At 71.7% G+C, this 14,315-nt stretch carries 11 protein-coding genes; 4 read left to right on the forward strand and 7 right to left on the reverse strand.

Annotated elements, in window-relative coordinates; translation table 11 throughout:
* Positions 1 to 37: 37 nt before the first annotated feature.
* The 5 genes from ACWA14_RS10880 to ACWA14_RS10900 form a co-directional block, all read right to left on the reverse strand.
* Positions 38 to 397, reverse strand: a complete 360-nt coding sequence (locus ACWA14_RS10880) for a GntR family transcriptional regulator (protein WP_463793306.1) — start codon at positions 395 to 397, stop codon at positions 38 to 40.
* On the reverse strand, positions 394 to 1,305 hold the full coding sequence (locus ACWA14_RS10885) for a hypothetical protein (RefSeq protein ID WP_463793308.1): 912 nt from the start codon (positions 1,303 to 1,305) through the stop codon (positions 394 to 396). The genes ACWA14_RS10880 and ACWA14_RS10885 overlap by 4 nt, the downstream gene beginning before the upstream one ends.
* Before the next feature lie 96 nt (positions 1,306 to 1,401).
* On the reverse strand, positions 1,402 to 3,198 hold the full coding sequence (locus ACWA14_RS10890; protein ID WP_463793310.1) for a thioredoxin domain-containing protein: 1,797 nt from the start codon (positions 3,196 to 3,198) through the stop codon (positions 1,402 to 1,404).
* A gap of 87 nt (positions 3,199 to 3,285) precedes the next feature.
* Positions 3,286 to 4,122 (reverse strand): aldo/keto reductase, encoded by an 837-nt coding sequence (locus tag ACWA14_RS10895; protein WP_463793312.1) that lies wholly within the window; start codon positions 4,120 to 4,122, stop codon positions 3,286 to 3,288.
* 66 nt (positions 4,123 to 4,188) lie between these two features.
* Positions 4,189 to 5,325, reverse strand: a complete 1,137-nt coding sequence (locus tag ACWA14_RS10900; RefSeq protein WP_463793314.1) for a heparan-alpha-glucosaminide N-acetyltransferase domain-containing protein — start codon at positions 5,323 to 5,325, stop codon at positions 4,189 to 4,191.
* Positions 5,326 to 5,368: 43 nt separating this feature from the next.
* Here ACWA14_RS10900 and hrpA point away from each other — a divergent pair, with 43 nt between their 5' ends.
* The 4 genes from hrpA to ACWA14_RS10920 are packed head-to-tail and all read left to right on the forward strand — an operon-like array spanning position 5,369 to position 12,291.
* Positions 5,369 to 9,337 carry an ATP-dependent RNA helicase HrpA gene (gene hrpA / locus ACWA14_RS10905; protein ID WP_463793317.1) on the forward strand — a complete coding sequence of 1,323 codons (3,969 nt, stop codon included), beginning with the start codon at positions 5,369 to 5,371 and terminating at the stop codon, positions 9,335 to 9,337.
* Positions 9,338 to 9,376: 39 nt separating this feature from the next.
* Entirely contained in the window at positions 9,377 to 10,321 is a 945-nt protein-coding gene (locus ACWA14_RS10910) for a quinone oxidoreductase family protein (protein ID WP_463793320.1), read from the forward strand.
* Positions 10,322 to 10,361: 40 nt separating this feature from the next.
* On the forward strand, positions 10,362 to 11,369 hold the full coding sequence (locus tag ACWA14_RS10915; protein ID WP_463793322.1) for a Gfo/Idh/MocA family protein: 1,008 nt from the start codon (positions 10,362 to 10,364) through the stop codon (positions 11,367 to 11,369).
* Entirely contained in the window at positions 11,362 to 12,291 is a 930-nt protein-coding gene (locus ACWA14_RS10920; protein WP_463793324.1) for an NYN domain-containing protein, read from the forward strand. The genes ACWA14_RS10915 and ACWA14_RS10920 overlap by 8 nt, the downstream gene beginning before the upstream one ends.
* Before the next feature lie 27 nt (positions 12,292 to 12,318).
* Here the strand turns inward: ACWA14_RS10920 and ACWA14_RS10925 are convergent, their stop codons facing one another.
* Together ACWA14_RS10925 and ACWA14_RS10930 are read right to left on the reverse strand one after the other, a co-directional pair.
* Positions 12,319 to 13,458 carry a Gfo/Idh/MocA family protein gene (locus tag ACWA14_RS10925; RefSeq protein WP_463793325.1) on the reverse strand — a complete coding sequence of 380 codons (1,140 nt, stop codon included), beginning with the start codon at positions 13,456 to 13,458 and terminating at the stop codon, positions 12,319 to 12,321.
* Complete coding sequence (locus ACWA14_RS10930) at positions 13,458 to 14,264, reverse strand: sugar phosphate isomerase/epimerase family protein (RefSeq protein ID WP_463793327.1); 807 nt, start codon at positions 14,262 to 14,264, stop codon at positions 13,458 to 13,460. Before ACWA14_RS10930 ends, ACWA14_RS10925 begins: the two co-directional genes overlap by 1 nt.
* Between the last annotated feature and the right edge of the window lie 51 nt (positions 14,265 to 14,315).

Genomic DNA, 14,315 nt, shown 5'->3' on the forward strand with positions numbered 1-14,315 from the left:
GCGCCCGGCCAATCCGGTGTCCGCGCCGAGAGCGGCGTCAGCCGCGATCACCACGGGCGGCCCAGGCGGTGCGCACTGCGCCGAGTGCTTCGTCGAGGGTGAGTCCCTCCGCGGCGTCGAGGAACACCGCCGCCGCGTCGCGCACCCGCGCTCCGTGTGCGTTGCCGCCGCGCACGCGCGTGCCCCGCGCCCGGCTGCTCTCGATCAGCCCCTCCGCCTCCAGAGCCGTATAGGCCTTGGCGACGGTGCCGGCGGCCACGCGGAGGTCGGTGGCGAGTTGCCGGATCGAGGGCAGCCGGGCGCCCTCGACCAGGTCCCCGGAGCGGATGCCGTCGGCGATCTGGGACCGCACCTGCTCGAACGGCGCGAGCGCGCCGGCGGGATCGACGGTGATCATCGGACGCGCTCCATCCTGGTCGCCGCCTCCCCGATCGTGACGGCCGTCAGGCCGGAGACCGTCACGCTCACGATGCTGAGCACCAGCCCCGCGGCACCCGAGATCCAGAGCACCTGTGCGAGAACCGACCACACGGCCGGCGTCCGTGCGTCGATGACGGTGTTGCCCATCGCCATCCCCGCCGTGATCGCGATCCCTCCGTAGGAGAAGAGCACGGCTCCGAGGCCGAGCCCCACCATCACCGCGCCCGAGCGACGGCGCCACAGCCGGTCGACGTCCGCATCCGCCGGATTCGGGAACGCTGCGGTGGTGCTGATGCGCTGCAGCGCGATCAGCGCGCTCACGAGAAGGGCCACGAGGGCGATGAGCGTGGGGACGCCGTAGAACCATCCCGGATACGGACTCGCCCACGAGGCGTAGTCCTCGGCCTCGAACCGGATCGCCCGTGAGCGACCCTGCTCGTCGTCGCTCGCGGTGACCCCGCAGAACAGCACGAGCGCGACCAGCGCGGTCACGGCGGCGATCGCGGCCGCCGCCCAGCGCGCGGGCACGACGGACACGGCCGAACGCGGTACCAGCGGCGCAGCGCGCGGCTCGTCGGCGCGCAGCGGAACCGCGCGGGGAGGCGTGGAACCGTACAGCAGCATGCCCGCCGCGGCGGCGACGAGCGGAGCGACCACGAGAGACTGACCCAGCAGGCCGGGGAGCGCCAGGCCGACGAGCACTCCGGCCACGAGCACTGCCACCGCGAACACCACCGAGATCGACGCGCGCCGGCGGGCGGCGCGCAGCACGGGGGCCAGCGGCGTCGGGACCCGCTCCTCCCGCCGGCGGCGAACCGCTGACCAGATCACCACCGCTGCGGCGACGATGCCCAGCACGTATCCCACCATCATGATCCCGGCCATGACTCCTCCTCTTTCGTGTACCACTTGAACGGTACAGGCGGAGGTCTGCTGTGTCAATCAGCTGATACACGGTTCCGGAACGCGTGTCACCCCGGATCAGCGCTCGCGGATGATCTCCCCGGGCTCGCTCACCGGGAGTCGACAGACGAAGGCGCGACAGTCGAAGGCGCGGTCGGGTGACTCCGCCTTCGCCTCGAACAGAGAGAACCCGGCGGCGGAGAAGGCGCGAGACTGGGCCGGACTGACGACCGCGACCACATCGGCATCCGCCCGGTGCGCCGCCGCCGCGAGTGCGCCGCCCGCACTGTCGGTGACCACGACGATCTGTCGGGGCGGGTCGATCAGTCCGGCGGCGACCCGCAGCAGGCTGCCGTGTGCGAAAGGCTGCTCGCCCGCCCTCGACGCCTGCTCCTGCACGCGGCGCACCGCGGCCTCCCGATACTGCTCCCCCGCGCCGAGGCGCCAGGCCGTGAGGGCTGCGCCGGCCAGAGCCGCAGTCCCGGAGGGCAGGTCACCATCGGTCTGGTCGGGCGACGCGGCGATGCCGTTTGCGGCGAGGAGAGGATCGACCCGGTCTCCGGCGAGCGCGTCGTCCAGCACCGCGCGCGCCTCCGACGCCCAGGCCGCGTCGCCCGTCGCGACCGCCAGAGCGAAGAGGCCGTCGGCGAGGAGGCCGAGATCGGCATCCGTCGCGATCGCCGCGGATGCCGTGCCGTCCAGCGAGGCGCGGACGAGAGCACCTTCGGCATCGCGGTTGTGCCGCAGCACGGCCTCCGCCGCCGAGACGGCTGCGGAGAGCCAGGCGGGTTCCGCCAGCGTCGCCCCTGCTCGGGCGAGGGCGCCGATCGCGAGACCGTTCCATCCCGTGATCACCTTGCCGTCGACATCCGGTGCCGGCAGGTGCTCCCGCTCCGACACGGGCACCTGGTAGTAGCCGCCCTCACTGCGCCGGCCGTCGATCCACGACTCCGAGTCCTGCGCCGCGCGGAACCCCTCGCCGGACTGCAGGACCGCGAGCAGGAACCCGGCGATGCCGCGTGCCGTGGGCACGGCTCCCTCATCGAGCGCGACCTCCAGCAGTTGCGCGTTGTCGGTGAGCATCCGCTCGTAGTGCGGCACCGTCCAGTCCCGCTGGGTCGCGTAGCGGAAGAATCCGCCGTCGGTGTCGCGGAGCGCCGAACCCGACATCGCCACGAGCGCACGGTGCGCCGAGGCCGCGGCCTCCGGGGCCTCGCGGCGCACGAGCGGGCTCTGCAGGAAGCGGAGCGTGGTCGCGACCGGGAACTTCGGCGCCCCGCCGAAGCCGCCGTACTGGGCATCCTCTCGGGCACCGATCGCCGTGGCGGCCGCCACGATCGTCTCCGCCGAGGGCAGTTCGGCCGGGGTGGACTCGGCGGCGCGCGCGAGCGCCTCGGCCACGGCATCCGCCGACTCGATCGCCTGCGCCCGGCGCAGCGACCAGGCCTCCCCCACGGCGGCGAGCACCTCGCCGAAGGAGGGCAGAGGTGCCCGTGCCGTCGGTGGCCAGTAGGTTCCGGCGTAGAACGTGCGACCCTGCGGCGTCGCGAACACCGTGAGCGGCCAGCCGAGGTTCTGGGTGAACGCCGAGGCCGCGGCCATGTAGGCGCCGTCGACGTCGGGATGCTCCTCCCGGTCGACCTTCACCGCGACGAACCCCGCGTTGATCACCGCGGCCGTCTCGGGGTCGGAGAACGACTCGCGCGCCATGACGTGGCACCAATGGCACGTCGAGTAGCCGATCGAGATCAGCAGGGGCACATCGCGCCGCGCGGCCTCCGCGAACGCCTCCGGCCCCCACGGGTACCAGTCGACGGGGTTGTCGGCGTGCGAACGGAGGTACGGGCTGAGCGTGTCGGCGAGCCGATTGGTCATTCCCCCACGCTACGCCTGTCGAGACAGACGAGGCCCCGTGTCGCGGAGAGCGACACGGGGCCTCGTCGAACGGTCGGAGACCGCGGGTCAGTTGACGTCGTCGGGGTGCGACCCCACGCGGCCGGAGCCGTCGAGCGGGTCGAGGGCGTCGATCGCCGCGACCTCGTCGTCGGTCAGCGTGAAGCCGAAGACGTCGAGGTTCTCGCGCAGGCGCTCGGCGCGCACCGACTTCGGGAACACGATGATCCCCTTCTGCAGGTGCCAGCGCAGCACGGCCTGGGCAGGGGTGACGCCGTGCGCGGCCGCGGCCTCGGCGACGGCCGGGGTGCCGAACAGGTCGTACTTGCCCTGTCCGAGCGGGCCCCACGACTCGATGCGGATGCCGTGCTCGGTCGCCCAGGCGACCACGTCGCGCTGCTGGTAGGCGGGGTGCAGCTCGATCTGGTTCACGGCCGGGACGACGCCGGTCTCGCCGACGACGCGCTCCAGGTGCGGCACGAGGAAGTTCGAGACGCCGATGCTGCGCGTCAGGCCCGCCTCGCGGAGCTCGATGAGCTTGGCGAAGGCGTGCACGTAGTCGTCCTTGGCCGGGGTGGGCCAGTGCACCAGGTACAGGTCGACCGCGTCGAGGCCGAGCTTGTCGAGGCTCTCGCCGATCGCGGCGCGCGGCTCCTCGCCGTGGTGGCGGTCGTTCCAGAGCTTGGTGGTGATGAAGAGCTCGTCGCGCGGGATGCCGGACGAGGCGATCGCGGCGCCCACGCCCTCCTCGTTGCCGTAGATCGCGGCGGTGTCGATGTGGCGGTAGCCGATCTCCAGGGCCTCGCCCACTGCCCGCTCGGTCTCGTCCGCCGGCACCTTGAAGACGCCGTAGCCCAGCTGGGGGATCGAATTTCCGTCGTTGAGTTCGAGTGCAGGAATGGTCATGCCTCTCAGCCTAGAGCGGCGACTGCTCGCGAACCTGAGGGTTTCGAATCGTTTCGCTGATGGCGATCACCGACGAGGGATCGCGGCCATCGTCGATGCCGCCCGGGCGACGAACCGCTCGAGGGGACCTCGGCCCACGAGCATCGACCAGAACGTCGCCGCCAGAAGGAGACCGATGGACAGAACGCCCCAGAAGGCGTTGTCGGCATACAGGGCACCCGGCCCGGAGACGAGGGCGATCACGAGGACATGCCCGGTGTATGCCGTCAGCGGCATGGAGCCGAGGGCGCCGAGCGGAAGCAGCGGCCACCGCAGCGGCCGACTCAGCAACAGGCACAGCGCGATCACGGTGAGCGCGAAGCCGCCCGATCCGATGATCTCGGCCGTGCCGGCGCTGTGCGGCTCGACGGCGAAGAACGCACGCGCGGCGGAGCCCAGCGGATCCGCCAGGCCGAGCGCCTGCGGGTACGAGTCCCAACCGCTGAACGACGCCCCGGAGGTGTCATCGGAGAAGCCGCCGACACCGGCTGCCTGCCCCAGCGCGCCGAGGCCGTAGCCCGAGACCGCCAGCACGACGCCGATGCCGAGCGCCACCGCCGCCGTGTGGAGGCGGTCCACGTGCAGGCGACCGAGCGCCATCCCGCCGAGGACGAAGGCCATCCACGCGGTGAGGGGGTAGCTGCCGTAGAGCACGAAGCTCACCCCGGCTCCGCCGGGATACAGCGCCAGGGCGCCGAGAAGCGCGAGCACCGCGGGGCCGAGCAGCGCGAGCAGGGCGGAGGCCGCGAGCAGCTGCCACGCGCGCCACCGCAGGAACGGGATCACGGCGACGTACAGCAGCCCGTAGAGCGTCAGGATCACCGCGATCGGGGTGTTGAGCATCTCGAGCCCGAGGCCGATCACGAAGATCACGGCACCGCGCCCGATCAGTTGCAGTCGGATGCCCGGGACGCGCGCACGATCGGGGAGCTCGCTGCGGCCCGTCATGAGCGCGATCGAGACGCCGGCGAGCACCGCGAACAGGATCGACGAACGCCCGTGCACGAGGTCGGTCCACGTCTCCGGCCGCAGCCAGTCGAAGGTCTCGGTCTCGCCGATGTGCGCACCGGCCATGCCCAGGATCGCGAGGCCGCGGGCGACGTCGAGACCGAGGATGCGGGGCGGTCGACCGAAGTCCTGGAACCAGCGCAGCGGATCTGTCACGAGATGATCGTAGGGTGCGTTTCCCGGCATACGATGGAGGGCTATGTCTTCCCCCGTGATCTCGTACCCGCCGGAGCTGCCGGTCAGCGCCGCGCGCGCCGAGATCGCCGAGGCCATCCGCGACAACCAGGTGGTCATCGTCGCGGGCGCGACCGGTTCGGGGAAGACCACGCAGCTGCCGAAGATCGCGCTCGAACTCGGGCGGACGAACATCGCCCACACGCAGCCTCGCCGTCTGGCGGCGCGCACGATCGCCGAGCGCATCGCGGAGGAGCTCCAGGTCGAGCTCGGCGCCCTGGTCGGCTACAAGGTGCGCTTCACCGACAAGGTCTCCGTGGACACCAGGATCGCCCTGATGACCGACGGCATCCTGCTGAACGAGATCCACCGTGATCGCCTTCTGCGCCGCTACGACACGATCATCATCGACGAGGCGCACGAGCGGTCCCTCAACGTCGACTTCCTGCTCGGCTACCTCGCCCGCATCCTGCCGGAACGGCCCGACCTGAAGGTCATCATCACCTCGGCGACGATCGACCCGGAGAGCTTCGCGAAGCATTTCGCGGGCGCAGACGGCACGCCCGCTCCGGTCATCGAGGTCTCCGGACGCACCTATCCGGTCGAGATCCGCTACCGCCCGCTCACCGACGACGCCGAGGAGGATGCCGCGGCGACCTCCCCCGCTTCCGGGGAGCCGGAGGACGAGGTGTCGGCGATCGTCGCCGCGCTGCGCGAGCTCGACCGCGAGTCCGCAGGCGACGTGCTCGTGTTCCTGCCCGGCGAGGCCGAGATCCGCGATGCGGCGGATGCCGTGCGCGGCGCCTACGCGAACGACCGCTCCCCGACCGAGGTCCTCCCCCTGTTCGGGCGCCTCTCCGCCGCCGAGCAGCATCGCGTGTTCGAGCGGAGCCGCGTCGCCGGCGTCCGCCGCCGCGTGATCCTCGCCACCAACGTCGCCGAGACGAGCCTCACGGTGCCGGGCATCAAGTACGTGATCGACACGGGCACCGCCCGCATCTCGCGGTACAGCAACCGGTCGAAGGTGCAGCGCCTGCCGATCGAGGCGATCTCGCAGGCCTCCGCCAACCAGCGCTCCGGCCGCGCGGGACGCACGAGCGACGGCATCGCGATCCGCCTCTACTCGGAGGAGGACTTCGAGCGCCGCCTGGAGTTCACCGAACCCGAGATCCTGCGCACCTCGCTGGCCTCGGTCATCCTGCAGATGCTGTCCCTGGGCTTCGGCGACATCACCGCCTTCCCCTTCCTCACCCCGCCCGACTCCCGCGGCGTCAAGGCGGCGGTCGACCTGCTCACCGAGCTCGGCGCCGTCGAGGCGCAGTCCGGCTCCGAGACCGCGCGCCTCACCCGCATCGGCCGCGACATCTCGCGCATCCCGATCGATCCGCGGTTCGCACGCATGCTCATCGAATCGGGGCGCTCGGCGACGGGCTCCCCCGAGATCACCCGCGACGTGCTGGCGATCGTGTCGGGCATGTCGATCCAGGACGTCCGGGAGCGTCCGGAGGAGCGCCGCGCCGAGGCCGATCGGCTGCACGCCCGCTTCGCCGACCCGACGAGCGACTTCCTCACGCTGCTGAACCTCTGGAACCACCTCCGCGAACAGCAGCGCGAGCTCGGATCGAGCGCCTTCCGCCGCCTCTGCCGGGCCGAGCATCTGAACTACGTGCGCGTGCGCGAGTGGTTCGACGTGCACCGTCAGCTGCGCGCGCTCCTGACCGGGGCGAAGATCCGCGTCGAGGGCGATGCCACCGGCTCCGGCACCCAGCAGGGCGCATCCGATCCCGATGCGATCCACCGCTCGCTGCTGTCCGGCCTGCTGTCGCAGATCGGCATCCTGGACGAGCGCACGGCCCCGGCCGGCAAGACGCACTCGCCCGCCAAGGACCCGAAGCGGAAGGTCACCGAATACCGGGGCGCGCGCGGCATCCGCTTCTCGATCTTCCCCGGCTCCGGCCTCCGCAAGAAGAGCCCGCGCGCCGTGATGGCCGCCGAGATCGTCGAGACCTCGCGGACCTTCGCCCGCACGGTGGCCGCGATCGATCCTGCGTGGGCCGAGCCGCTCGCCGGGGATCTCGCCAAGCGGCAGGTCACCGAACCGCACTGGTCGAAGGATGCCGGGGCCGCCGTCGCCTTCGAGAAGGTGACGCTGTTCGGCGTGGAGATCATCCCGCGGCGCCGCGTGCAGTTCGCGCGCATCGACCGCGCCGCCTCGCGCGAGCTGTTCGTGCGTCATGCACTCGTCGAGGGCGAGTGGGATCCGAGCCGCCTCGACAAGCGGGTGGCGGGGTTCTGGCGCAGCAACGCCGAGCTCCGCAAGCGTCTCGAGAAGCTCGAGGAGCGCGAGCGCCGTCGCGACATCCTCGCCGGCGACGAGGCCGTGTTCCGCTTCTACGACGAGCGCATCCCCGCCGAGGTCTTCGACGTGCGCTCCTTCGAGGCGTGGTGGCGCGAGACGATGGCGACCACGCCGAAGCTGCTCGCGATGCGCGAGGCCGACCTGATCGACGACGAGGAACGCGCCGACCAGAAGGACTTCCCCACGCGCTGGACGCAGGGCGACCAGGTGCTGGGGCTGGCGTATCGCTTCGAACCCGGCGCGCCGGACGACGGCGTCAGCGTCGTGGTGCCCCTGGCGCTCCTGGCGCAGGTGGAGGACCGCGGCTTCGACTGGCAGGTGCCCGGACTGCGCGCCGAGCTCGTCACCGGGCTGCTGCGCGCCCTGCCCAAGGCCATCCGCCGCCACGTCGTGCCGGCAGCCGACTGGGCCGACAAGTTCGGGGCGGAGCTCGCGGGCCAGGGTCCGGAGGCGCACGGCGGCCTCCCGGCGCGCACGCTGAAGGAGGCGCTCGCGCGCCTCGTCCAGCCGCTGGCGAACCAGCTCGTGACGGCCGCCGACTTCGAGGACGAGCGCGTGCCCGCGCACCTGCGCATGAACTTCCGCGCGGTCGACGAACGCGGCCGCGTCGCCGGCAGCGGACGCGACCTGGGCGCGCTGCAGACCGAGCTCTCCGACCGCGCGCGCAGCAGCGTGGCGCGGTCGATCGCCGCGCCCCCGCGACAGCGCGCGGGCGCGAAGGATGCCGCGGCCTCGGTCGCCGCCGCCTCGGTCCGCGGACCGATCGAGCAGGACGGCCTGACGGCCTGGACGTTCGGCGACCTCCCCGAGGTGCTCGACACCCGCGTCGCCGGCGGCGTCGTGCGCGGATACCCGGCCGTCGTCGATCAGGGCAAGACCGTGTCGGTGCGGGTCGAGTCCTCCGCGGAGGCGGCCTCGGCCGCGACCCGCGCCGGCGTGCTGCGCCTCGTGCTCCTCGCCGTGCCCTCCCCGTCCTCGTACGTGCAGCAGCACCTCACCAGCCCGGAGAAGCTCGCCCTCGCGGCATCGTCGTACCCCTCCGCCGCCGCGCTGATCGAGGACTGCCGCGCCGCGGTCGCGCGCCGCGTGATCGACGCGGCCACCGCGGGGACGGGCGTGGTGCGCACCGAGGCCGAGTTCGCCCGCGTCCGGGATGCGGTCTCGGCAGTGCTGGTCGACGAGCTGTTCGCGGCGGTCTCGCTCGTCGCCCGCATCCTCACACTGTCGCGCGACGTGGAGCGCGGTATCAAGGCGCAGAACTCGCTCGCGCTGCTCGGGCCCCTGAACGACATCAAGACCCAGCTGCTCGCGCTGCTGCACCCCGGATTCGTGTCGGCCGCGGGGATCGACCGGCTCGCGCACTTCCCCCGCTATCTCGAGGCCATGCGCGACCGGCTGAAGACGCTGGCGAGCGAACCGGGCAAGGACCGCACGCGGATGACGGAGTACGAGCGAATGGCGACGGTGTATCAGGATGCCGGTGGCACGATCCCGCTGTCGGAAGACGCCACCCCCGCGCTCGTGGAGACGCGCTGGCTGCTCGAGGAGTATCGCGTGAGCGTGTTCGCGCAGCGGCTCGGCACCGCGCAGCCGGTCTCGCCGCAGCGCATCCAGAAGGTCCTCGCCGGCCGCTGATCCCGCCCCCACCGGCCCGCCGGTGGGTAGCCTGGAGCCATGGCTCGCGCGATCGTCTACACCGAAATCGGCTCCCCCGACGTCCTCCACCTCACCGAGATCCCCGATCCCGTGCCCGGGCACGGCGAGGTCGTGGTGCGGATCGAGGCCGCGGGCGTGAACCCCATCGACGCGAAGATCCGCGGCGGCAAGCGCCCATCGCCGCCCCTCACCGAGCCGCGTCCCGTCGGATTCGACGGCGCCGGCGTGGTCACCGAGATCGGGCCCGGGGTCGACGGCTTCGCGGTCGGCGACCGGGTCGCGATCCGCGATGCGCACGGCACCTACGCCTCGGCGATCGCTCTCTCGCCCGACCACCTCGCGGCACTGCCCGATTCCGTCACCGCCGCGGAGGGCGCCGGCATCGGCATCCCCGCCGGCACCGCGTACCAGGCTCTGCGGTCGCTCGAGGTGAGCGAGGGCGATGTGCTGCTCGTGCACGCCGGCTCCGGCGCGGTCGGTCAGGCCGCGGTGCAGTTCGCCGTGGACTGGGGCGTGACCGTGATCGCGACCGCGAGCCCGGCCCGCCACGCGCAGCTGCGCGAACTCGGCGCGATCCCGGTCGCGTACGGCGACGGCCTGCAGGAGCGCGTCGAGGCGGCGGCCCCCGACGGGGTCACGGTCGCCCTGGACTGCGCCGGCACGGATGAGGCCATCGAGGTCTCCCTCGCCCTCGTGCCCGACCACGATCGCATCGCGACCATCGTCCGCGGGCCGGATGCCGCATCGTTCGGTATCCGGGCCTTCTCCGGCGGCTCGCCGACCCCGCTCACCGCGCAGGAGCAGGAGTGGCGCGCGGAGGCCCTTCCGGAGACGATCGCGTTGCTCGCCTCCGGCGACTTCGTGATCGAGCTCGGCCCCCAGCTCCCCCTGGCCGAGGCGGCACAGGCCCACGTGCTCGTGGAGTCCGGTGCGGCATCGGGCAAGATCGTGCTGATTCCCTGAGTCCGACGAGAGTGTCGCCCGTACCCTCTACGCTGAGATGATGACTGGTCTTCGTTGGGGAATCCTCGCTACCGGCGGCATCGCCGCCGCCTTCGCCTCTGATCTGCGGACGGAAGGGCTCGATCTCGTGGCGGTGGGCTCGCGGTCGCAGGAGTCCGCCGACGCCTTCGCCGCCCGCTTCGACATCCCGCACGCGCACGCCTCGTACGAGGCGCTGGTGGCCGATCCCGACGTGGACATCATCTACGTCTCGACGCCGCATCCGATGCACCACGCGAACGCGCGTCTCGCGCTCGAGCACGGCAAGCACGTCCTCGTCGAGAAGGCGTTCACGGTGAACCGGTCCGAGGCCGAAGACCTCCAGCGCCTCGCGACCGAGCGCGGTCTGCTCGCCACCGAGGCCATGTGGACCCGCTACCTGCCGCACATGCTCCGCGTGCGCGAGATCATCGCCGAGGGAACGCTCGGCGAGATCCGCGCCGTGACCGCCGACCACACGCAGCTGCTCCCCTCCGATCCGGCGCATCGCCTGAACGCCCTCGAGCTCGGCGGCGGCGCGCTGCTCGACCTCGGCATCTACCCGCTGTCGTTCATCTGGGACATCCTCGGTGCGCCCACCAGCATCCACAGCGTCGCGCGGCTGATCGAGACCGGAGCCGACGCCGAGGTCGCGACCGTCATGACGCACGAGGGCGGGGCGATCTCCACCAGCCTGTCGTCCTCGCGCGCGGCGGGGCCGAACACCGCCAGCATCATCGGCACCGCCGCCCGCATCGACATCGACCGCGTCTGGTACTCCCCGACGACGTTCCGTGTCGTCGGACCCGACGGCACCGTGATCGAGGAGTTCGACGGCCGCCTCGACCCGGAGGCCGGAGGACGCGGCATGCAGTTCGAGGCGCTCGCGGCCGAACGACTGGTCCGCGAGGGCATCCTGGAGGGCGATCTGCTGCCGCTCGCCGAGAGCGTGGAGATCATGGGCGCACTCGATGAGATCCGCCGCCAGATCGGCGTGCAGTACCCCGGCGAGGAGTCCGACCGTGGCTGAGCCGTCCGCGACCCGCGTCGCGGTCTACCTCGACTTCGACAACATCGTCATCTCCTGGTACGACCGTGTCCACGGGCGCAATGCCTACGGCAAGGACCGCCAGCGCATCGCCGAGAACCCGAACGACCCCGAGGTCGCCGAGCGCCTGAGTCGCGCCATGATCGAGGTCGGCGCGATCATCGACTACGCGGCGTCCTTCGGCACCCTGGTTCTCACGCGGGCGTACGCGGACTGGTCGTCGCCGGTCAACGCGGAGTACCGCTCGCAGCTCGTGGCCCGCGCGGTCGACCTGGTCCAGCTCTTCCCCGCGGCGGCCTATGCGAAGAACGGCGCGGACATCCGTCTCGCCGTGGATGCCGTGGAAGACATGTTCCGCCTTCCCGACCTCACGCACGTCGTGATCGTCGCGGGCGACAGCGACTACGTGCCGCTCGCCCAGCGCTGCAAGCGGCTCGGCCGTTACGTGATCGGCGTGGGCGTGGCCGGATCGACCGCCAAGTCGCTCGCCGCCGCGTGCGACGAGTTCGAGGCCTACGACTCGCTCACCGGCGTCGTTCGTCCGAGCCAGCCCGTCGCCGTCGTCGCGGAAGCCACGGTGAGCCCGACCGACACGGCCGACACGACCGTGAAGACGAAGACCGCTCCGAAGACGCGTCGCGCCAAGACCGCCCCCAAGCTCGACGAGCAGGGCGAGGCGACCCAGCTCCTCGAGCGCGCGCTGCGGCTCGGACACGACAAGGCGGATGCCGACGAGTGGCTGCACAGCTCGGCCGTCAAGACCCACATGCGCCGCATGGACCCCTCGTTCAGCGAGAAGGCTCTGGGCTACCGCTCGTTCTCGGACTTCCTGAAGTCGCGTGACGAGATCACGGAACTCGAGGAGACCGGCCACGAGCGTCTCGTGCGATTGCGCGAGCGCTGAGCCGGCCTCCTGTCCGTCCGACCGTCGTCAGAGAGTGGCCTGGAAGGGATCGAAGTCCGCCTCCAGCGTGCCGACCTGATCCAGGGTGCTCTCGACCGTGACGAAGCTGCGGGATTCCGCGGCCTCCTCGATCGACAGCAGCGTGTCGAGCACGTGGTAGCCGAACTCCCCCGATGCGACGTGGGGTCGCCCTGCGGCGATCGATCGCACCATGTCGAGCAGTCCGACCCCGCGGCCGGAGAGCACGCCCTCCGAGGCGACGTCGATGATCTCCTGCTCGACCGGCTGCGGGGGGACGACGACGCGGCGCAGCGGCCGGGTGATCGAGATCGGCCCACCGAAGGTGTTCGGGTCCGGGATGACGATCGTGCCCTCGGTGCCGGTCACCTCGACGATGCCCTGACGCAGGACGGGTGAGTCGGTACTGTACAGGCTCTGCGCCTGACCTCCGGATTCGAAGTCCATCAGCACGCTGAGCGTCGACGGGATCTCGACCGGGAACTCCTGACCGGCGAGTTCCCCGACCTGCACCCGTCGCGTCGCCGTGCCCTGCAGACCGAGCGCCGCCACCCTGGCGACGGGGCCGAACACGTGAGCGAGGGCGGAGACGTAGTACGGGCCCATGTCGAGCAGCGGCCCCGCGCCCCGGGCGTACAGGAACGCGGGGTTCGGGTGGAAGATCTCCGGTCCCTGCCACTGGAAGGTGGTCTGGGCGAACAGCGGGCGTCCGATGTCGCCCCGTGCGATCGCGCGCTTCACGGTCTGCACGCCGGGGCCGAGCACGGTGTCAGGAGCGACGCCGACGCGCAGCCCGGCGGCATCCGCCTTCCGGAGCAGGCGCCGGGATTCCTCCCGGTCCACCCCGATCGGCTTCTCCGTCCACACGTGCTTGCCCGCGGCGATGATCGCCTCCGAGACCTCCACGTGCACCGCGGGGATCGTGAGGTTCACCACGATGTCGATCTCGGGATCATCGAGCACCACGTCGACCCCGCCGGCGCGGGGCACCCCGTACTTCTCGGCCTGCGCCCGCGCGCGCTCCTCGATCGCGTCCGCGACCGCGAGTACCCGCACATCGGGGAAGGCGGTCAGATTCGTCAGGTACTGGTCGCTGATGTTCCCCGCGCCGATGATGCCGACGCCGACGGGCCCGGAGCCGATGCCCATCAGCGTGCCACCTTCTCGTCGAGGTAGACACGGCTGCGCTCGATCGCCGCGAAGAGATCGCCCTCGTAGTGGTCGAACTCGACGATCGCGAGCTCGAGCGCGGGGGCGGCCGCGATCGACTCCACGAGTGGCACGGCACCGTCGCCCGCGGGCACCTGGTCGGCCGGCGGATACGTGGACGCGAGCGCGGGGTCGAGCGTGCCGTCCTTGGCGTGCACCGCGATCACGCGGTCGCCCAGACGCTGCAGCAGGGCGACGGGATCGACGCCGCCGCGGGCGACCCAGTACAGGTCGACCTCGAGCACGACGCGGTCATCGAGCAGCCCCGCGAGCACCTCGAGTCCGGTGACGCCGTCGAAGACCGCCTCCAGCTCGTGCGCGTGGTTGTGATACCCGACGCGGATGCCGAGATCGGCGCCGATCGCGGCGGCGGCGTTCAGCAGCCGCGCGGTCTCCTCGATCTGTGCGATCGACTCCCAGCGGGCGGGCGCGGTGTACGGATCGATCACCGTGTGCATGCCGAGGACGGCGGCAGCCGCGAAGACCTCGGCGGGAGGCGGCACCGGTGTCGTGGTGCCGCTGCCGTCCGGGTTCACGAACGACTCCGAAGCGAGGAAGGCGTGACCGGACGGGGCCGTGAGACCCGAGGCGGTCAGGGCCGCGGCGTCCGCGTCCGCGCGGCGCACGAAGTCGTACGGCTCGACGGCGGTGAAGCCGCGGGCGGCCACCTCGGCGAGCGCGCCCTCGAGATCGGCCTCGAGCTGGTCCTTGATCGTGAACAGCTGGAGGGAAGTCTGGATCGTCATCGGTCGTGCTCCTCGGGTCGTCGGCGACAGTCGGGCTCTCGCCCGTGTGAG

This window comes from Microbacterium sp. TW_SC_2 (assembly GCF_055361165.1).

What these genes read in the sequence shown, in the direction of transcription:
- ACWA14_RS10880 (WP_463793306.1), bottom strand. Translation starts at nt 397, where the DNA reads ATGATCACCGTCGATCCCGCCGGCGCGCTCGCGCCGTTCGAGCAGGTG.
- ACWA14_RS10885 (WP_463793308.1), bottom strand. Translation starts at nt 1,305, where the DNA reads ATGGCCGGGATCATGATGGTGGGATACGTGCTGGGCATCGTCGCCGCA.
- ACWA14_RS10890 (WP_463793310.1), bottom strand. Translation starts at nt 3,198, where the DNA reads ATGACCAATCGGCTCGCCGACACGCTCAGCCCGTACCTCCGTTCGCAC.
- ACWA14_RS10895 (WP_463793312.1), bottom strand. Translation starts at nt 4,122, where the DNA reads ATGACCATTCCTGCACTCGAACTCAACGACGGAAATTCGATCCCCCAG.
- hrpA (WP_463793317.1), top strand. Translation starts at nt 5,369, where the DNA reads ATGTCTTCCCCCGTGATCTCGTACCCGCCGGAGCTGCCGGTCAGCGCC.
- ACWA14_RS10910 (WP_463793320.1), top strand. Translation starts at nt 9,377, where the DNA reads ATGGCTCGCGCGATCGTCTACACCGAAATCGGCTCCCCCGACGTCCTC.
- ACWA14_RS10915 (WP_463793322.1), top strand. Translation starts at nt 10,362, where the DNA reads ATGACTGGTCTTCGTTGGGGAATCCTCGCTACCGGCGGCATCGCCGCC.
- ACWA14_RS10925 (WP_463793325.1), bottom strand. Translation starts at nt 13,458, where the DNA reads ATGGGCATCGGCTCCGGGCCCGTCGGCGTCGGCATCATCGGCGCGGGG.
- ACWA14_RS10930 (WP_463793327.1), bottom strand. Translation starts at nt 14,264, where the DNA reads ATGACGATCCAGACTTCCCTCCAGCTGTTCACGATCAAGGACCAGCTC.